This window comes from Kitasatospora sp. NPDC094028, assembly GCF_049543595.1.
In the GTDB taxonomy this organism is placed as follows: domain Bacteria; phylum Actinomycetota; class Actinomycetes; order Streptomycetales; family Streptomycetaceae; genus Kitasatospora.
In genome coordinates this window covers 34,781-51,131 of sequence record NZ_JBMVFA010000015.1, presented here as the reverse complement: position 1 = coordinate 51,131, position 16,351 = coordinate 34,781, and the positions used below count along the sequence as shown (strand labels likewise).

The window sequence follows — 16,351 nt, the reverse complement described above, 5'->3', positions numbered from 1 at the left end:
CACGCCCGGCGCGAGTGGCATAGACCACTGCGGAAACGCGGTGCTGTGCAAAACGCCGTTGCGGCGCGCGGACTACTTGCCGCCGCCCTCGCCGTCGCCGCCCTGCGGCTTGCCGATGCCGTCGTAGATCTCCTTGCACATCGGGCAGACCGGGTACTTCTTCGGGTCGCGCCCGGGCACCCACACCTTGCCGCAGAGCGCCACCACGGGCGATCCGGAGAGCGCGCTCTCCATGATCTTGTCCTTCTGGACGTAGTGCGCGAAGCGCTCGTGGTCGCCGTCGCCGTGGGACACCTGCGGGACGGGCTCGACCAGGGTGCCGGTGCCGAGGCCGCGCTCGGGCTCAAGAGTGCTCATGGGTGCCAAGTCTATGGGCGCCTCCGGAAACCGGGCCAGTGTCGTGCGGCCGCCCCGGTCGCACACCCCGGCGGCCGCACCCGGCTCAGTTCAGCGTCGGGTCGTCCGGGTAGGTCGCGAACAGCGCCAGCGGGCCGCGCTGGCGCCGCAGCACCGCGCGCCACAGCCGCTCCGGCTCGGGGCTGGAGATGTCCCCGGGCTCGCAGTCCACCAGGTACCAGGCGCCGCTCTCCAGCTCCGCCTCCAGCTGGCCGGGCGACCAGCCGGCGTACCCGGCGAAGATCCGCAGCGCCCCCAGCTCCCCGGCCAGTACCTCGGGGGGCGCCTCCAGGTCGACCAGGCCGATCGCGCCGTGCACCCGCCGCCAGCCGAGCGGCTCGCCGGTGCCCGGCTCCCCCGGCGCCACCGCGAGGCCGAGGGCCGAGTCCAGTGCCACCGGGCCGCCCTGGAACACCACCGCGGGCCGGCCGACGAGTCTGCCCCAGCCGTCCAGCACACTGCCGACCTCGACCGGCGTCGGCCGGTTGAGGACCACACCGAGCGCCCCCTCGACGTCGTGGTCGAGGAGCAGCACCACCGAGCGCGCGAAGTTCGGATCGGTGAGCACGGGCGTCGCGACGAGCAGACGGCCGGTGTGGGACCGGCCTGCGTGCGAATGGGCCGCCGTCATGCCACACATGATCCCGCAGAACGGCGCCGGCCGGACACCGAAACGGTCGAAACCGCGCCACGCCGAACGAACACCCGTACGGCCGTACCGGCGGGCGGGCGGACCCCCGGAGAGAGCACCATCACGGGAGAGGCTCACGGGAACCGTCCAGACGCCTACTACCATCTACGGATGGTGGACGCCCTTCTACGGTGCCGACTCGGTTTGCCCGGGGGCCCGAACGCGCCCGTACCACCGGTCCACCTGCGGCTCTGTTCCAGAGCCCGTCCCACTCCTCTGGCACCCCGGATTGCGAGAACGATGACCGACGACGTCCTGCTGGTCCACGGCGGAAACCCGCTCGAAGGCGAGATCCGCGTCCGCGGTGCGAAGAACCTGGTCCCCAAGGCCATGGTCGCCGCCCTCCTCGGGCAGGGCCCCAGCAGACTGCGCAACGTCCCGGACATCCGCGACGTCAAGGTGGTCCGCGGACTGCTCCAGCTGCACGGCGTGACCGTGCGTACCGGTGACGAGGACGGCGAGCTGATCCTCGACCCCTCGCACGTCGAGAGCGCCAACGTCGCCGACATCGACGCGCACGCCGGCTCCTCGCGGATCCCGATCCTGTTCTGCGGCCCGCTGCTGCACCGCCTCGGCCACGCCTTCATCCCGGGCCTGGGCGGCTGCGACATCGGCGGCCGCCCGGTCGACTTCCACTTCGAGGTGCTGCGCCAGTTCGGCGCCACCATCGAGAAGCACCCGCAGGGCACCTACCTGGTCGCCCCGCAGCGGCTGCGCGGCACCAAGATCGAGCTGCCCTACCCCTCGGTCGGCGCGACCGAGCAGGTGCTGCTCACCGCCGTCCTCGCGGAGGGCGTCACCGAGCTGCGCAACGCGGCCATCGAGCCGGAGATCGTCGACCTGATCTGCGTGCTGCAGAAGATGGGCGCGATCATCACCCTGGGCACCGACCGCACCATCCTGATCACCGGTGTGGACGAGCTGAACGGCTACACCCACCGGGCGCTGCCGGACCGCCTGGAGGCGGCCTCCTGGGCCTGCGCGGCGCTGGCGACCAAGGGCGACATCTACGTCCGCGGCGCCCGCCAGCTGGAGATGATGACCTTCCTCAACACCTTCCGGAAGGTCGGCGGCGCCTTCGAGGTCGACGACGAGGGCATCCGCTTCTGGCACCCCGGCGGCGAGCTCAAGGCGATCGCCCTGGAGACCGACGTGCACCCGGGCTTCCAGACCGACTGGCAGCAGCCGCTGGTCGTCGCGCTGACCCAGGCCACCGGCCTGTCCATCGTCCACGAGACGGTGTACGAGTCGCGGCTGGGCTTCACCGGCGCGCTGAACCAGATGGGCGCGCACATCCAGCTCTACCGCGAGTGCCTGGGCGCCACCCCGTGCCGCTTCGGCGCCCGCAACTTCCTGCACTCGGCGGTCGTCTCCGGCCCGTCCAAGCTGATGGGCGCCGAGCTGGTCATCCCGGACCTGCGCGGCGGCTTCTCGTACCTGATCGCGGCGCTGGCGGCCGAGGGCACCTCGACCGTGCACGGCATCGACCTGATCAACCGCGGCTACGAGAACTTCATGGACAAGCTGCGCGACCTGGGCGCGCACGTCGAGCTGCCGAGCGAGCAGCTGGTCGACGCCTGATCACCGGCGGTACGACGAGAGGCCGGGCTCCCCGTGGGGAGCCCGGCCTCTCGGGCGTTCAAGGTGCGGTTCAGGCGCCCTTGGCGGCTTCCTTCAGCTTGGAGCCGGCGCTGACCTTGGCGCTGTAGCCCTCGGGGATCTGGATCGGCTCGCCGGTCTGCGGGTTACGGGCGGTGCGGGCAGCGCGGTGGGTGCGCTCGAAGGTCAGGAAACCGGGGATGGTGACCTTCTCGTCGCCCTTGGCGACGACCTCGCCGACGATCTCGGCGAAGGCGGCCAGAACGGCGTCGGCGTCCTTGCGGGTCACCTCGGCGCGCTCGGACAGCGCGGCCACCAGCTCACTGCGGTTCATGTGTACTCCTGTGGTCTGTTCGCTTGCGGTGTGCGGGGGCCCATCGGTGCTCCCACCGGGGGGCACCCGGATAGGCCGCAGGTCCGCACACTGTGCTCATGCAGGCAATGCGTGGTCGCAGGCCGGGTCCGTACCCGTACGCCGCGCGCCGGTGCCGTCGAAAGGCCCGCCCGCCCGCCTGGGAACGAATCCTGCCCCGACCGGCCCCGAGAAAGCCAATCGGGCCCCGGCCGAGCCACCCGAACATCACCCGCCCGTTGGAGGTGTGACGCTCCGTCGGCTCCGGCGGACCGGGCGCGGGCGGCGGTCGGGACGACACGCCGGAAGACCAGGGGGACGTTCCGTACTTGTCGGACACGCCTGCCCCGTGCAGGGCTACCGTACGCCCTAGGACTGACAAGCCCAAACACGCCCCTCGCCCTTGTGTCGCAAGGGTTCGGGGCGGGCTTGGGCGGGTATGGCGCCAATCGGACATTTGACCGATTGGCGACACGTCACCAGGCAGGGGCGTCAGAGCTTGACGGCGGCCCTCAGAGCTTGACGACGGGGAACGCCGCGGTGTCCAGGGTGCCGACGATGCCCGGGGTCGGGCGGGGCGGCTCGGACGCCTCCTGGGCGCCGGCCAGGGCCGCCTCGCGCACCGCGGAGGCGACGGTCTTGGCGACGTCCTTGTGGAAGACGCTCGGGATGATGTAGTTGGCGTTCAGCTCGTCGTCGTGGACGGTGGTGGCCAGCGCCCGGGCGGCGGCGATCATCATCTCGGTGTTGACGGTGCGGCTCTGGGCGTCCAGCAGGCCGCGGAAGACGCCCGGGAAGACCAGCACGTTGTTGATCTGGTTCGGGAAGTCGCTGCGGCCGGTGGCGACCACGGCGGCGGTCTGCCGGGCGACGGCCGGGTCGACCTCCGGGTCCGGGTTGGCCAGCGCGAAGACGATCGCGTCCTCGGCCATGGTGGCCAGGTCGTCGCCGTCCAGCACGTTCGGGGCGGAGACGCCGATGAAGACGTCGGCGTCCGCCACGGCCTCCTTGAGGCTGCCGGTGCGGCCGGAGCGGTTGGTGTGCTCGGCGATCCAGCGCAGGCTGTCGTTGAGGTCGTCCCGGCCCAGGTGGACCACGCCGCGCACGTCCGCCACGGTGGCGTGCTCGACGCCGGCGGCCATCAGCAGCTTGAGGATCGCGGTACCGGCCGCGCCGGCGCCCGACATGACCACCCGGATGTCGGCGATCTCCTTGCCGACCACCTTCAGCGCGTTGGTGAGGGCGGCCAGCACCACGATCGCGGTGCCGTGCTGGTCGTCGTGGAAGACCGGGATGTCCAGGGCCTCGCGCAGCCGGGCCTCGATCTCGAAGCAGCGCGGCGCGGAGATGTCCTCCAGGTTGATGCCGGCGAAGCCGGGGGCGATCGCCTTGACGATGGCCACGATCTCGTCGGTGTCCTGGGTGTCCAGGCAGATCGGCCAGGCGTCGATCCCGGCGAAGCGCTTGAACAGGGCCGCCTTGCCCTCCATCACCGGCAGCGCGGCGGCCGGGCCGATGTTGCCCAGGCCCAGCACGGCCGAGCCGTCGGTGACCACGGCGACGCTGTTGCGCTTGATGGTGAGGCGGCGGGCGTCCTCGGGGTTCTCGGCGATCGCCATGCAGACCCGGGCGACGCCCGGGGTGTAGATCATGGACAGGTCGTCGCGGTTGCGGATCGGCAGCTTCGAGGACATCTCGATCTTGCCGCCGAGGTGCATCAGGAAGGTGCGGTCCGAGACCTTCCCGATGGTCACGCCGTCGATCGCGCGGAGCTTCTCGACGATCTCCTCGCCGTGCGCGACGGAGGAGGCCGCCACCGTGACGTCGATCCGCAGGGCCTCCAGGCCCGAGGCGGTGACGTCGAGGCCGGTCACCGAACCGCCGGAGGACTCCACGGCCGTGGTGATCGCACTGACGGCGTTGCCCCGGGCCGGGACCTCCAGCCGTACCGTGATCGAGTTCGAGACACTGGGCACCGTCGCCATCGACGCTTCCTTCTTCCGTCCGTCCCGCAGGCTCAACATATTCGTCGGGCTCAACATTTTGTTGAAGGCATCGCCTGCGCGCATGCTAGACCTCGATCGTCGCACCTTCCAAGGGATAGCCAGAAATAACGTTCATTGAGTGTGCGGATCCCACAACCGCGACCCGGCACCCCGGTCGCCCGCCCGCTCGCCCCGGGGCGCGTCACACCGCGGACTCCTTGCCTCTGCGGGCCGATGCGTTACATTGGACAGGCACCGGCTCGATCCAAGCCCCCGGGCCCAACCTTCGTCCCTTCGAGGGACCACTTGCCGCGAGGCGAGCATGGCGGGTCGGTGTTCCAACGTCTGAAGGCCCCTCACCGATCGGTGAGGGGCCTTCGCCGTAGGGGCCGTCAGCCCCCGCCGCTCAGCGCAGCAGCGCGGGCACGCCGACCGCGTCCGGCAGGTCGTCCGGGCCGGAGAGCACGGTCAGCCGCTGGGTCGCCCGGGTCAGCGCCACGTACAGCACCCGCAGGCCGGCCTCCGACTCGCCGGCGATGCCGGTCGGGTCGGCGACCACCGTCGCGTCGTACTCCAGGCCCTTGGCCTCCAGGCTGCCGAGCGCCACCACGCGCTCGCCCAGGCCCTCGGCCCACCCGGCCGCCTCGGCCCGGCGGTCCATCGGCACCACGATCGCCACGGTGCCGTCCACCTCGCCCAGCAGCCGCTCCAGCTCCACCCGGGCGGCCCGGCCGAACGCCTCCGGCGACGGATCGACGACGGCGGCGAAGCGCGGCTCCACGCCGACCTCGCGCACCGCCCTCGGCGACGGGGTGCCCGGCGCGGCCAGCGCCAGCACCTTGGCCGCGACCTCGGCGATCTCGGCCGGGTTGCGGTAGTTCACGGTCAGCGTGAACCGCCGGCGCGGCTTGCCGGACAGCACCTCGTCCAGCGCGGCCTGGGCCTCCTGCGGGAACGGCCAGGAGGACTGCGCCGGGTCGCCGACGATGGTCCAGGTGGCCATCCGGGACCGCCGGCCGATCATCCGCCACTGCATCGGGGTGAGGTCCTGGGCCTCGTCCACGATGACGTGCGCGTACTCCTTGCGCTCCACCGGCTGATGCTCGCGCTGGCGGGAGTTGCGGTCGGCGAAGGTGGTGACCTCGTCCAGGCCGGTCAGCAGGTCCATCGCGCTCACCTCGCGGACCTTCGGCCGGGCCGGCTCGCCGAGCAGCACCTGCAGTTCGTCCAGCAGGGCGACGTCGTGCGCGGACAGCGCGCCCTCGCCCGCCGGGGACAGGTGCCGCCAGGAGGCGGCCAGCCGCTTCGCCTCGTCCGGGGTGACGGCGCGCCGGGCGATCCGGTTGGTGTGCCGGTACTGCTTGAGGGTGCCCAGCACCCGGCGCGGGGTCAGGGCCGGCCACCAGGCGTCCAGGAAGTCCAGGAACGGCGCCTCGTCCGAGACGTACTCGTCGAAGGCCTCCTTCTCCTCCTGGCGCTGCTCGCGGGCGTAGTGGTCGGTGGGCCTGGGCAGGTGCCGGGTGGCCTCCTGCCACAGGGCGTCCAGCAGCAGCCGGCGGGCGCGCGGGCGCAGCAGGTTCAGCGGGGTGCCGCCGGAGCCCACCACGTTGCCGCGCACGGCCTTCAGCCGGCCCGCGTCCAGCTTCAGCACCTCGCCGCGGGCCACCACCTTCAGCTCCTGCGGGGCGCCCTGCTCCAGCGCCGCCCGGGCGGCCCGGCGCAGCAGCTGCACCATCCGGGCCGAGCCCTTGATCCGGGCCGCCTCCGGGGTGTCGTAGGTGCCCGCCTCGATGCCGTCCACCAGCGAGCCGACCGCGCGGATGGCGACCTGGCCCTCCTCGCCGAGCGAGGGCAGCACGCCCTCGGTGTAGGAGACCAGCAGCGGGGTCGGCGAGACCACCAGGATGCCGCCGGCGTAACGGCGGCGGTCCTGGTAGAGCAGGTAGGCGGCGCGGTGCAGGGCGACGGCGGTCTTGCCCGTGCCGGGACCGCCGGTGACGAGGGTGGCTCCGGCCGCGGCGGCGCGGATCACCTCGTCCTGCTCCTTCTGGATCGAGGAGACGATGTCGCGCATCGAGTGGCTGCGGGCGCGGCCGAGCGAGGCCATCAGCGCGCCGTCGCCGACCACGGCCAGCTCCTCGCCCGCCAGGGTGGGGGTGAGGTCGGGGCGCAGCAGGTCGTCCTCGACGCCGACCACCTTGCGGCCCTTGGAGCGGATCACCCGGCGGCGGATCACCCGGCCGGGCTCGACCGGGGTGGCGCGGTAGAACGGCGCGGCGGCGGGCGCCCGCCAGTCGATCACCAGCGGGCCGTACTCGGCGTCCAGCACGCCGAGGCGGCCGATGTGGAGGGTCTCGGCGACGGCCGGGTCGGCCGGGTCGAGCGGGGTGTTCGACGGGATGCCGTGCTCCTCCGGGGCGTCCGCCCGCTGGAGGTCGATCCGGCCGAACAGGAAGTCCTCGAACTCGCTGTTGAGCCGGTGGAGGTGCGCGCCCGCCTGGTAGACCTGGGCGTCGCGCTCGGCGAGGGCGCCGGGGGTGCCGACGTGGACCCGCTTGGCGGCGTCCTCCAGGATGTACTCGGCCTCGGCGAGCTTCTCCTCCAGCCGGTGGTAGACGGTGTCGAGGTGCCGCTGCTCACCGGCGATCTCGCGCTCGCGGACGGTCTCGTGGTCGGGGGCGGAGGTGGTGTCCGTGTTGCTCTGCATGGCCCTCGGTGGTCGCGGCGGAATCCGGCTCCGGAAAACGAGCGGACGGATGATCCTACGCCCGGTCGGGCGCGGGCGCCTCACCCAGGGCCGTGGAAATGCGAAGGCCGCCCCCCGCTGAGCGGTGGGCGGCCTTCACTGTGAACATGGGGTGGTGGAGATGCCGGGAATCGAACCCGGGTCCAGTGGAGTTAATTCAGGGCTTCTCCGAGCGCAGTCCGCTGTGCTTTTCTCGGCCCTGGCGGTCACACGGACAAGCCGCCAACAGGCCCAGCTGCTGTTTGATTTCCCCTCCACCCCCGCAGCCCGGGTGGACGGTTGAGTTCCCTAGATTATGCCAGGGTCCGGGTCGGGAACTCCCCGGGCTGACACCCAAGCGCTATCGGTGCTTATTAGGCAGCGAGAGCGAACTGCTGGGAATCGCGCTTAGAGTTGGCGATTATTTTTTTGCGACACGTGGTTAACGAGATCATTGCCGCGTTCCTCGGCTCGCTTCCCCTGTTTCAACATCCCCTGTCGAAACCGATCATCCCCATGTTTTGTTGAGAAACAGCTCGGACGGTGACCGTCCGTGTTGCCTGTGCCATAGTACGCGAGGCGACGGGCGAGGGTCCAGCGGATTAACCCCGCCGTCTTGACAGGCCGCCGCCCGTCAGCCCTGGCGCCGCCGGGCCGCCGCCACGGCGCGGGCCGTCTCGCGGGTGTCCTGCTTCTCGCGCAGCGTCTGGCGCTTGTCGTACAACTTCTTGCCGACCGCGAGCGCGAGCTCCAGCTTGACCCGGCCGTCCTTGAAGTACAGCGACAGCGGGACGAGCGTGTGGCCGGCGTCGCGGACCTTGGTCTCGATCTTGCGGATCTCCAGCTTGTGCAGCAGCAGCTTGCGCTTGCGCCGGGCCGCGTGATTGGTCCACGTCCCCTGGGTGTACTCGGGGATGAAGACGTTGTCGATCCACGCCTCGTGGTTCTGGATGTAGGCGTAGCCGTCGACCAGGTTGGCCCGCCCCTCGCGCAGTGACTTCACCTCCGTGCCGGTGAGTACGAGGCCGCACTCGTAGGTGTCGAGGATCGTGTACTCGTGTCGCGCCTTCTTGTTCTGCGCGATCAGCTTCTGTCCGGTTTCCTTTGCCATAGCGCGGTCATTCTCGCACTTCGACGCCGATCCGGGCAGCTCCTTTAGGCGCGGGTGCCGATCCCCGCGAGCACCCGCAGGGCGAGCGCGCCGGCGTCCTCGCCGGCCGCGGCCGGGACGTCCGGGGCGAGGCCGGTGCCGTCCGGTGAGCGGCCGGCCGGGGTGTGGTACCGGCCCACGGTCAGCTCCAGCACCGCACCGTCGGCGAGCCGGCTGGGCTGCTGGACGGTGCCCTTGCCGAAGGTCCGGGAGCCGACCACCACGGCGCGGCTGCGGTCCTGCAGCGCGCCGGCCAGGAGTTCGGCGGCGCTCATCGTGCCGCCGTCCACCAGCACCACCAGCGGGGTGCGCTGGTCGCCGCCGGGCGGGGCGGTCAACTCCCGCTTCTCGCCGCGCTCCTCGTACGAGCCGACGGTGCCGCCGTCCAGGAAGATCCCGGCGGTGCCGACCGCCTCGTCCAGCAACCCGCCGGAGTTGCCGCGCAGATCGAGCACCACGCCGGAGTGCGGGCCGCGCAGTGCGGCGCGCACCTGGTCGGCCACGCCGGTGGTGAAGGCCCGGACGGTGATCCGCAGCACGCCCCGGTCCAGCCGCTCGGCGGTGACCTGCTGGCTGTCCAGCAGCGCCCGCCGCAGCCGCAGTTCGCGCACCTCGCCGCCGCGCTGGACGGCCAGGGTGACCTCGGAGCCGACCTTGCGCCCGTCGCCCTGCCCGCGCAGCCGGGCCACCACCTCGGTGACCGGCAGCCGGTCGGCCTGGTCCTGGTCGATCCGCAGCAGCCGGTCGCCGGGGGCGATCCCGGCCTCGGCGGCCGGACCGGCCGGGGTGACCTGGGAGACGGCGGTGACGCCGTCCTCGCCGCGGCCGACCGAGAGGCCGACGCCCAGGTACCGACCGTCCAGGCCCTGGCTGAACTCGGCGTACTCCTGGGCGCTGTAGTACGCCCCCCAGCGGTCGCCGCCGACCGCCAGCAGGTGCTCGGCCTGCTGCTCGGACAGCGCGGTGCCGGCCGGGTCCGGGCCGAGGCCGGCGACGGCCGGGGCCGTGTCGGCGGACGGGCGGCCCGGCGGCCGGCTCGGGTCGCCCCAGGCACCGGTGGCGGCGCCGGCCAGCAGCACGGCGCCGAACACCAGGCTGAGGGTGGCCACCTGCCGTGCCCTGCGCGGAGTTTGCAGCATGGCATCGGAGTGTAGACACCGCATCCCGCGCGCCGGGCCGGAACGACGGACCGCGGAACGGCGACGGCCCCGGACGGCGCAGTGCCGTCCGGGGCCGAAGGAACCGCCCGGCGTCAGACCTTGAGGTACTTGCGCAGCGTGATGAACGCCGCGACGCCGGCCATGCCCATACCCACCACGACCAGCAGCGGGATCACCGCGAGCACCGAACTCAGACCGATGAAGTGGATGAACTGCACCCGGTCGGCCAGCCAGTGCTGGACGAAGAAGTGGCCGCCGAGCAGCAGACCGGAGGCCATCACCGCGCCGAGCAGCGCGGAGAACGCGGCCTCGGCGATGAACGGCATCTGCACGTAGAAGTTCGAAGCACCGACCAGGCGCATGATCCCGGTCTCGCGCCGCCTGCTGAACGCCGACACCCGGACGGTGTTGACGATCAGCAGCAGGGCGACGAAGAGCATCAGCACCATGATCACCCAGGACGCCGTCTGCAGGCCGTTCAGCAGGCCGAACAGGTTCTCCAGGATCTTCCGCTGGTCCTCGACCGACTTCACGCCGGGCTTCCCGGCGAAGGCGCTCTGGATGACGTCGTACTTGGTCGGGTCGTTGAGCTTGACCCGCCAGGACTGCGGCATGGCGTCCGGGCCGAGGACGGAGATGAGCGGGTTGTCCGGGTTCATCTCCTTCCAGTGCTTGTACGCCTCGGCGGAGCTCTCGTACGTGGAGGACTGGACCACCGAGTCCATCTTGTCCAGCTGGCCCTTGATGTCCTGGACCTGCTGGTCGGTGGCCGCGCCCTTGTCGCACTGGGGCGAGTTGCGGGCGTCCGCCTTGGTGCAGAAGTAGATGCTCACCTCGACCTTGTCGTACCAGTACCCCTTCATGGAGTTCACCTGGTCGCGGACCAGGAGCGAGGAACCGGCGAGGGCGAGGGAGAGCGCGACACTGACCACGACCGCGATGGTCATGGTCAGATTGCGGCGGAGACCCACACCGATCTCCGACAGGACGAACTGGGCACGCATGCGGGAAACAACTCCAGGGTCGGTACTGCGGGGTCGGGCGGTCCGGGCCGGCGGCCCTGCGGGTCAGCGCTGGTGGGTCAGTGCTGGTATCCGTAGACGCCGCGGGCCTGGTCGCGGACGAGCAGCCCCTTGTCGAGCTCGATGACGCGCTTGCGCATCTGGTCGACGATCGCCTGGTCGTGGGTGGCCATCAGCACCGTGGTGCCGGTGCGGTTGATGCGGTCGAGCAGCTTCATGATGCCGACCGAGTTCTGCGGGTCGAGGTTGCCGGTGGGCTCGTCCGCGATCAGCAGCATCGGGCGGTTCACGAAGGCCCGGGCGATGGCCACGCGCTGCTGCTCACCGCCGGACAGCTCGCCCGGCATGCGGTCCTCCTTGCCGCCGAGGCCGACCAGCTCCAGCACCTCGGGCACCACCTTGTTGATGGCGCTCTTGGGCTTGCCGATGACCTCCAGGGCGAAGGCGACGTTCTGCGCGACCGTCTTGTTGGGCAGCAGGCGGAAGTCCTGGAAGACGGTGCCCAGCTGGCGGCGCATGTGCGGCACCTTCCAGTTGGACAGCTTGCCGAGGTCCTTGCCCATCACGTGCACGGCCCCGGTGGAGGGACGCTCCTCGCGCAGGCACAGTCGCAGGAAGGTGGACTTTCCCGAGCCGGACGAGCCGACCAGGAAGACGAACTCACCCTTCTCGATCTCCAGCGAGACGTTGTCCAGGGCGGGACGATTCTGCTTGGGATAGGTCTTGGAGACGTTGTCGAATCTGATCACGGCTGCATCACGGAGGCCATCCTAGGCGGCGCCAGTCCTCGGTCGGTCCGCCCCGGGGGCCCGGTCCGGGGGCGGGCGAAAGGAGCGCAGGAGGCCGCTCCCGGTCTGGGACCATACGCGAATCGGCGGCCGGCCCGCAGGGACGGCCGGGGCACGGCCGGGAATCTGGGAGACAATGTCCGGTTATGCCCCGAAAATTCTGCGGCATCTCACAGCCCAGGAGCCGGAACGGCCGGAACCTGGCAGAGTTGGAGGTGGCGGCCGCGTCCGGCCGATCCCCCGCACAGGGCACGACCAGGAACCAAAGCCCCGTCCGGTGCGTTGGCAGTAGCAGCGAGGAGGAGATCGCATGACCTGCGACCATCTGGTGTGCGCCAACTGCAACGGCCGCGTGAGCGACGGCCGTTGCCCGGTGTGCCGCGCCAACCGGGCCCGGCTGCAGGAGCAGCAGGGGCCGTTCGCCGCGCTCTCCCCCGCGATACTGCTGGCCCTGCTGGCCGGACTGCTCGCGGTGGCGCTGATCGCGCGGCAGGCACTGGCCTGAAGCCCTGACCGCCGACCGAACGAGGAAGGGCCCCGACCGGGAACGGTCGGGGCCCTTCTCGTACGTCCGGCCTACTGCTCGGCGGTCTCGCGCCGCTTGCGCCGGCGGACGCCGGCCTCGATGCTGTGCCTGATTTTCATCGAGGCCGGGATCCTCACGCCTCGTTTGCGGTTTCCCGCTGCTTCCTCCAACGGATTCCGGCCTCGATGAACCCGTCGATGTCGCCGTCCAGGACGGCCTGCGGGTTGCCCGCCTCGAACGCCGTGCGGACGTCCTTGACCATCTGGTACGGGTGCAGCACGTAGGAGCGCATCTGGTTGCCCCAGGAGCTGCCGCTGTCCTTGAGCGCGTCCATCGCCGCCTTCTCCTCCTGGCGGCGCCGCTCCAGCAGCTTGGCCTGGAGGACGTTCATCGCGGACGCCTTGTTCTGGATCTGCGAGCGCTCGTTCTGGCAGGAGACCACGATGCCGGTCGGGATGTGCGTGATGCGCACCGCCGAGTCGGTGGTGTTGACGCCCTGACCGCCGGGGCCGGAGGCGCGGTACACGTCCACCCGCAGCTCGCCCTCGTCGATGTCGACGTGGTCGGACTGCTCGACGACCGGGAGCACCTCGACGCCGGCGAAGGAGGTCTGCCGGCGGCCCTGGTTGTCGAACGGGGAGATGCGGACCAGGCGGTGGGTGCCCTGCTCGACGGAGAGGGTGCCGTAGGCGTACGGCGCCTTGACCGTGAAGGTCGCGGACTTGATGCCGGCCTCTTCGGCGTACGAGGTGTCGTACACCTCGGTGGGGTACCCGTGCCGCTCGGCCCAGCGCAGGTACATGCGCATCAGCTGCTCGGCGAAGTCGGCGGCGTCGACGCCACCGGCCTCGGCGCGGATGTTGATCAGCGCCTCGCGGGCGTCGTACTCGCCCGACAGGAGGGTGCGGACCTCCAGCTCCTCGACCGCCTTCTGGAGGGCGCTGAGCTCGGTCTCGGCCTCGGCGCGGGTGTCCGCGTCGTCCTCGGCCTCGGCCAGCTCGAACAGCACGCCCAGGTCGTCGATGCGGCCGCGGAGGCCCTCGACCCGGCGCAGTTCGCCCTGGAGGAAGGAGAGCCGGCTGGTCACCTTCTGCGCGTTCGCGACGTCGTCCCACAGGGTGGGGGCGGCTGCCTCCTCCTCCAGGACCGCGATGTCGGCCCGGATCTTGTCCAGGTCGAGGACGGCCTCGATCGACCCCATGGTCGTATCGAGGTTCTTGAGCTCTTCGGAAGGATCGACGGCTGCCACGCCCCCAGGGTAATGGTTCCGAGGGTGCTCATGACGACACCCCCGGCACCACCACTGCTACGGCGCCCGCGGGGCGGTGCTGTGCACGGCCGGGCGGGCCGGGTGGCCGGCGTCCGGAGCGGTGGCCGCGAAGGCCGTCCAGGCCGCCGCGGCGCCCGCCAGCAGCAGCACGGTGGCCAGCAGGACGGCCAGCAGCCGGCGGCGGCGCAGCAGGGCCTGGCGGTCCCGGCGCTGGCCGGGGGCGGCGCGCTGGGCGCGGGACTCGGCGGCGTAGGCGGCCAGCTCGTCGGCGGACGGGCGGCGCAGGCTGGTGTGGGTGTCCCGGGTGGAGTCCGGGGCGACGCCGGGCACCAGCGGGACGGCCGGGCCACGGCGGCGCTTGTGGACGCCCGGGCCGGCGTCGACCTCGGCGTAGACGGCCTCGCCGGGGGTCAGCTGCTCCTCGGCCGGGGCGCGGCCCTGGCCGGGCACGGCCAGCACCGGCAGGCCGGCCAGCGAGGGCAGCTGTTCGCGCAGCCGGGCGGCCAGCTCGGCGGCCCGCAGCCGGGAGGCGGGGGCCTTGGCCAGGCACTCGGAGATGATCCGCCACAGCCCGTCCGGCAGGCCGGGGATCGGCGGCACCTGCTCGGTGACGTGCCGGCGCAGCACCGCACCGGTGTGGCCGCCGCCGAACGGGGTGAAGCCGGCCAGCAGCTCGTAGAGCACGGTGGCGAGGGCGTAGATGTCGACGGCGGCGCGCGGCTCCAGGCCCTCGATGATCTCGGGGGCGAGGTAGTCGGGCGTGCCGATGATCCGGGTGGCCCGGGTGCGGCGCGGGGCGTCGACCAGGCGGGCGACGCCGAAGTCGGTGAGCTTGGCGCGCGGGGCGCCGCCCGGGCCGGGGGCGGCGGCGAGGTCGAGCAGGACGTTCTCCGGCTTGACGTCGCGGTGGACGATCCCGGCCGCGTGCGCGGCCGCCAGGCCGTCCGCGACGTCGGCGATGACCGAGGCGGCGGTCTGCGGGGGCAGCGCGCCGTCGCGCTCCAGCCGGGAGCGCAGGTCGGTGCCCTGCACCAGTTCCATGACCAGGGCGAGGTCGCTGCCGTCCACCACCATGTCGCGCACGCCGACCACCCGGGGGTGGTCGAGGCTGGTCAGCGCGGCGCGCTCCTGGACGAAGCGGCCGACCAGCACCTGGTCGGCGGCGAGGTCCTCGCGCAGCAGCTTGACCGCCACCGGGCCGTCCGGCCCCTCGCCGAGCCAGACCGTCCCGGCGGAACCCCGGCCGATCACCTGGTGGACGGTGTACCGGCTGCCGATCTTGCGTGCCAATGCTGCTCCGTGGGCGGCGCGGGAGCGCTCCGGCGGGCCGGGGCGCTCGGTGGGGCGGGACAACAGCGACCAACCTACGCGCCCCGGGCCCCTGCGCGGGGCGCCTGAGGGGGCTCGGGCGGCACTCTCCGGCGGGAAATCTCGTGAATTGTCGACAAAGCGTCAATCCCGTTGCCCGGCCGGGGTGCGGAGCCCCGGCCGGAGCTCCGCGACGCGGCGTCAGCGCACCGAGGTCGGCAGCGTCCACTGCTGCCCGGGCGAGCCGTCGCAGCCGGCCAGGTCGGCGCGGCCGCCCGGCGCGGTGCCGCCGGACGGGTCCCGCAGGCACCCCTGGGCGCCCTGGTTCCACAGCGCGCCGGCCAGTCCGACCAGCCAGACGTGGTACGGCGAACCGTTGCAGGGGTTGAGCGAGGCCTGGTTGCCGTTGGTGCCCAGGCACTTGCCGTTCTGCCGGACCGTGCCGTCGATCTCCACGCTCCACTGCTGGGCCGGCGAGCCGTCGCAGTCCAGCAGCGCGACCGGCTCCGGGCCGTCCGCCGGGCTGCCGTCCGGCGCATAGGCCAGGCAGCGGCCGCCGGGGGCGCCGATCGGGCCGACCGGGCGGCCGGGGCGCACGTCGGTGGCGAAGGACTCGGTGCGCAGGCCCGTACCGCCGCTCCAGACCTCGTAGCCGGCCTCGACCGAGATCAGGTACCAGTCCGGATTCACCACCCCGCGCGTCACCGCGTCCCGGACGAAGGCCCGCAGGTCCAGGTCGGTGACGGAGGTCACCGGGGTCTGCGCCTGGTAGGCGACCATCGGCCACTGCTTCCCGTTGGCGGAGATCGTCATCTGCCAGCTGGTGTACCCGGCGCCGCCGATGCCGGCGGTGCTGCCGGAGGGGCTCGCCGAGGCCGGGGTCCGGTCGAGCCAGATCATCAGCTCGGCGCCGTCCGGCTGGCCGTTGGCGGCGGGGGTGGCCGGGGTCGTGTTGAACCAGAGGTCGTACGCCACGTTGAAGTCGCCCTGGGCGGGCAGCGTGGTGGACCAGCTGCTGGTGGCCCGGCCCAGCTCGGAGGCCTTGACCGGAAGCGCGCTGCCCTGGGCGCAGGTGCCCCAGTGGCAGCCGTCGAAGATCTCCGGGTACGCGGCCGGGCCGGCCGGCGGGCTCGCGTTCGCCCGGGAGTCCAGGACGGTGAACCCGGCCCGGCCGTCCGTGCCGAGGCACTGCGCGGCCCCGCCGTAGTTGTTGTTGTCCACCACGTACCGGCCGCCCGCGACCGGCACGGTCTCGTACTGCCCGCAGTGCGCGACCTCCGCCGCCCCCACGGCCTGGCCGGCCGGCAGCAGCCCGGCCGCCGCCAGCACCGCGCCCATCAGCGCGGCGCCGGCGCGCTCCCCCATGCACCCATGCCCGT

General features: G+C 72.1%; 14 protein-coding genes and 1 other RNA gene. 2 read left to right on the top strand and 13 right to left on the bottom strand.

Features of this window, described 5'->3' with window-relative positions; genetic code table 11:
- Positions 1-72 precede the first annotated feature (72 nt).
- Both ACPC54_RS22395 and ACPC54_RS22390 read right to left on the bottom strand, forming a co-directional pair.
- The gene (locus ACPC54_RS22395) at positions 73-357 is read right to left on the bottom strand and encodes a DUF3039 domain-containing protein (RefSeq protein ID WP_045695785.1); all 285 of its coding nucleotides are present in this window, start codon (positions 355-357) and stop codon (positions 73-75) included.
- Between the two features lie 85 nt (positions 358-442).
- The gene (locus ACPC54_RS22390) at positions 443-1,036 is read right to left on the bottom strand and encodes a YqgE/AlgH family protein (RefSeq protein ID WP_045695784.1); all 594 of its coding nucleotides are present in this window, start codon (positions 1,034-1,036) and stop codon (positions 443-445) included.
- A gap of 291 nt (positions 1,037-1,327) precedes the next feature.
- On the opposite strand from ACPC54_RS22390, the gene murA reads away from it, so the two are divergent.
- Complete coding sequence (murA, locus tag ACPC54_RS22385) at positions 1,328-2,668, top strand: UDP-N-acetylglucosamine 1-carboxyvinyltransferase (RefSeq protein ID WP_045695783.1); 1,341 nt, start codon at positions 1,328-1,330, stop codon at positions 2,666-2,668.
- A gap of 70 nt (positions 2,669-2,738) precedes the next feature.
- On the opposite strand, the gene ACPC54_RS22380 is transcribed toward murA, so the two are convergent.
- The 8 genes from ACPC54_RS22380 to ftsE form a co-directional block, all read right to left on the bottom strand.
- On the bottom strand, positions 2,739-3,020 hold the full coding sequence (locus tag ACPC54_RS22380) for an HU family DNA-binding protein (RefSeq protein ID WP_030308200.1): 282 nt from the start codon (positions 3,018-3,020) through the stop codon (positions 2,739-2,741).
- A gap of 530 nt (positions 3,021-3,550) precedes the next feature.
- Positions 3,551-5,023, bottom strand: a complete 1,473-nt coding sequence (locus tag ACPC54_RS22375; protein ID WP_498967069.1) for an NAD-dependent malic enzyme — start codon at positions 5,021-5,023, stop codon at positions 3,551-3,553.
- A gap of 406 nt (positions 5,024-5,429) precedes the next feature.
- Positions 5,430-7,730 carry a HelD family protein gene (locus tag ACPC54_RS22370; protein ID WP_498967068.1) on the bottom strand — a complete coding sequence of 767 codons (2,301 nt, stop codon included), beginning with the start codon at positions 7,728-7,730 and terminating at the stop codon, positions 5,430-5,432.
- A 152-nt stretch (positions 7,731-7,882) separates the two neighbouring features.
- Positions 7,883-8,264: a transfer-messenger RNA gene (gene ssrA, locus ACPC54_RS22365) on the bottom strand.
- 118 nt (positions 8,265-8,382) lie between these two features.
- Positions 8,383-8,859: an SsrA-binding protein SmpB gene (gene smpB / locus ACPC54_RS22360; protein ID WP_045695776.1), complete on the bottom strand. Its 477-nt coding sequence runs from the start codon at positions 8,857-8,859 to the stop codon at positions 8,383-8,385.
- A 44-nt stretch (positions 8,860-8,903) separates the two neighbouring features.
- Complete coding sequence (locus tag ACPC54_RS22355; protein WP_498967066.1) at positions 8,904-10,037, bottom strand: S41 family peptidase; 1,134 nt, start codon at positions 10,035-10,037, stop codon at positions 8,904-8,906.
- A gap of 113 nt (positions 10,038-10,150) precedes the next feature.
- Positions 10,151-11,062 (bottom strand): permease-like cell division protein FtsX, encoded by a 912-nt coding sequence (gene ftsX / locus ACPC54_RS22350; protein WP_498967065.1) that lies wholly within the window; start codon positions 11,060-11,062, stop codon positions 10,151-10,153.
- Positions 11,063-11,139: 77 nt separating this feature from the next.
- Positions 11,140-11,829: a cell division ATP-binding protein FtsE gene (gene ftsE / locus ACPC54_RS22345; RefSeq protein WP_045695770.1), complete on the bottom strand. Its 690-nt coding sequence runs from the start codon at positions 11,827-11,829 to the stop codon at positions 11,140-11,142.
- 349 nt (positions 11,830-12,178) lie between these two features.
- On the opposite strand from ftsE, the gene ACPC54_RS22340 reads away from it, so the two are divergent.
- Positions 12,179-12,373 (top strand): hypothetical protein, encoded by a 195-nt coding sequence (locus ACPC54_RS22340; protein ID WP_360239101.1) that lies wholly within the window; start codon positions 12,179-12,181, stop codon positions 12,371-12,373.
- Between the two features lie 154 nt (positions 12,374-12,527).
- Here the strand turns inward: ACPC54_RS22340 and prfB are convergent, their stop codons facing one another.
- From prfB to ACPC54_RS22325, 3 genes are all read right to left on the bottom strand, one after another.
- A complete protein-coding gene (gene prfB / locus ACPC54_RS22335) occupies positions 12,528-13,643 on the bottom strand; it encodes a peptide chain release factor 2 (RefSeq protein ID WP_498967062.1) in 1,116 nt (371 codons plus the stop codon).
- Between the two features lie 57 nt (positions 13,644-13,700).
- On the bottom strand, positions 13,701-14,954 hold the full coding sequence (locus ACPC54_RS22330; RefSeq protein WP_498967060.1) for a serine/threonine-protein kinase: 1,254 nt from the start codon (positions 14,952-14,954) through the stop codon (positions 13,701-13,703).
- A gap of 219 nt (positions 14,955-15,173) precedes the next feature.
- A complete protein-coding gene (locus ACPC54_RS22325; RefSeq protein ID WP_498967058.1) occupies positions 15,174-16,337 on the bottom strand; it encodes a GH12 family glycosyl hydrolase domain-containing protein in 1,164 nt (387 codons plus the stop codon).
- Positions 16,338-16,351 lie beyond the last annotated feature (14 nt).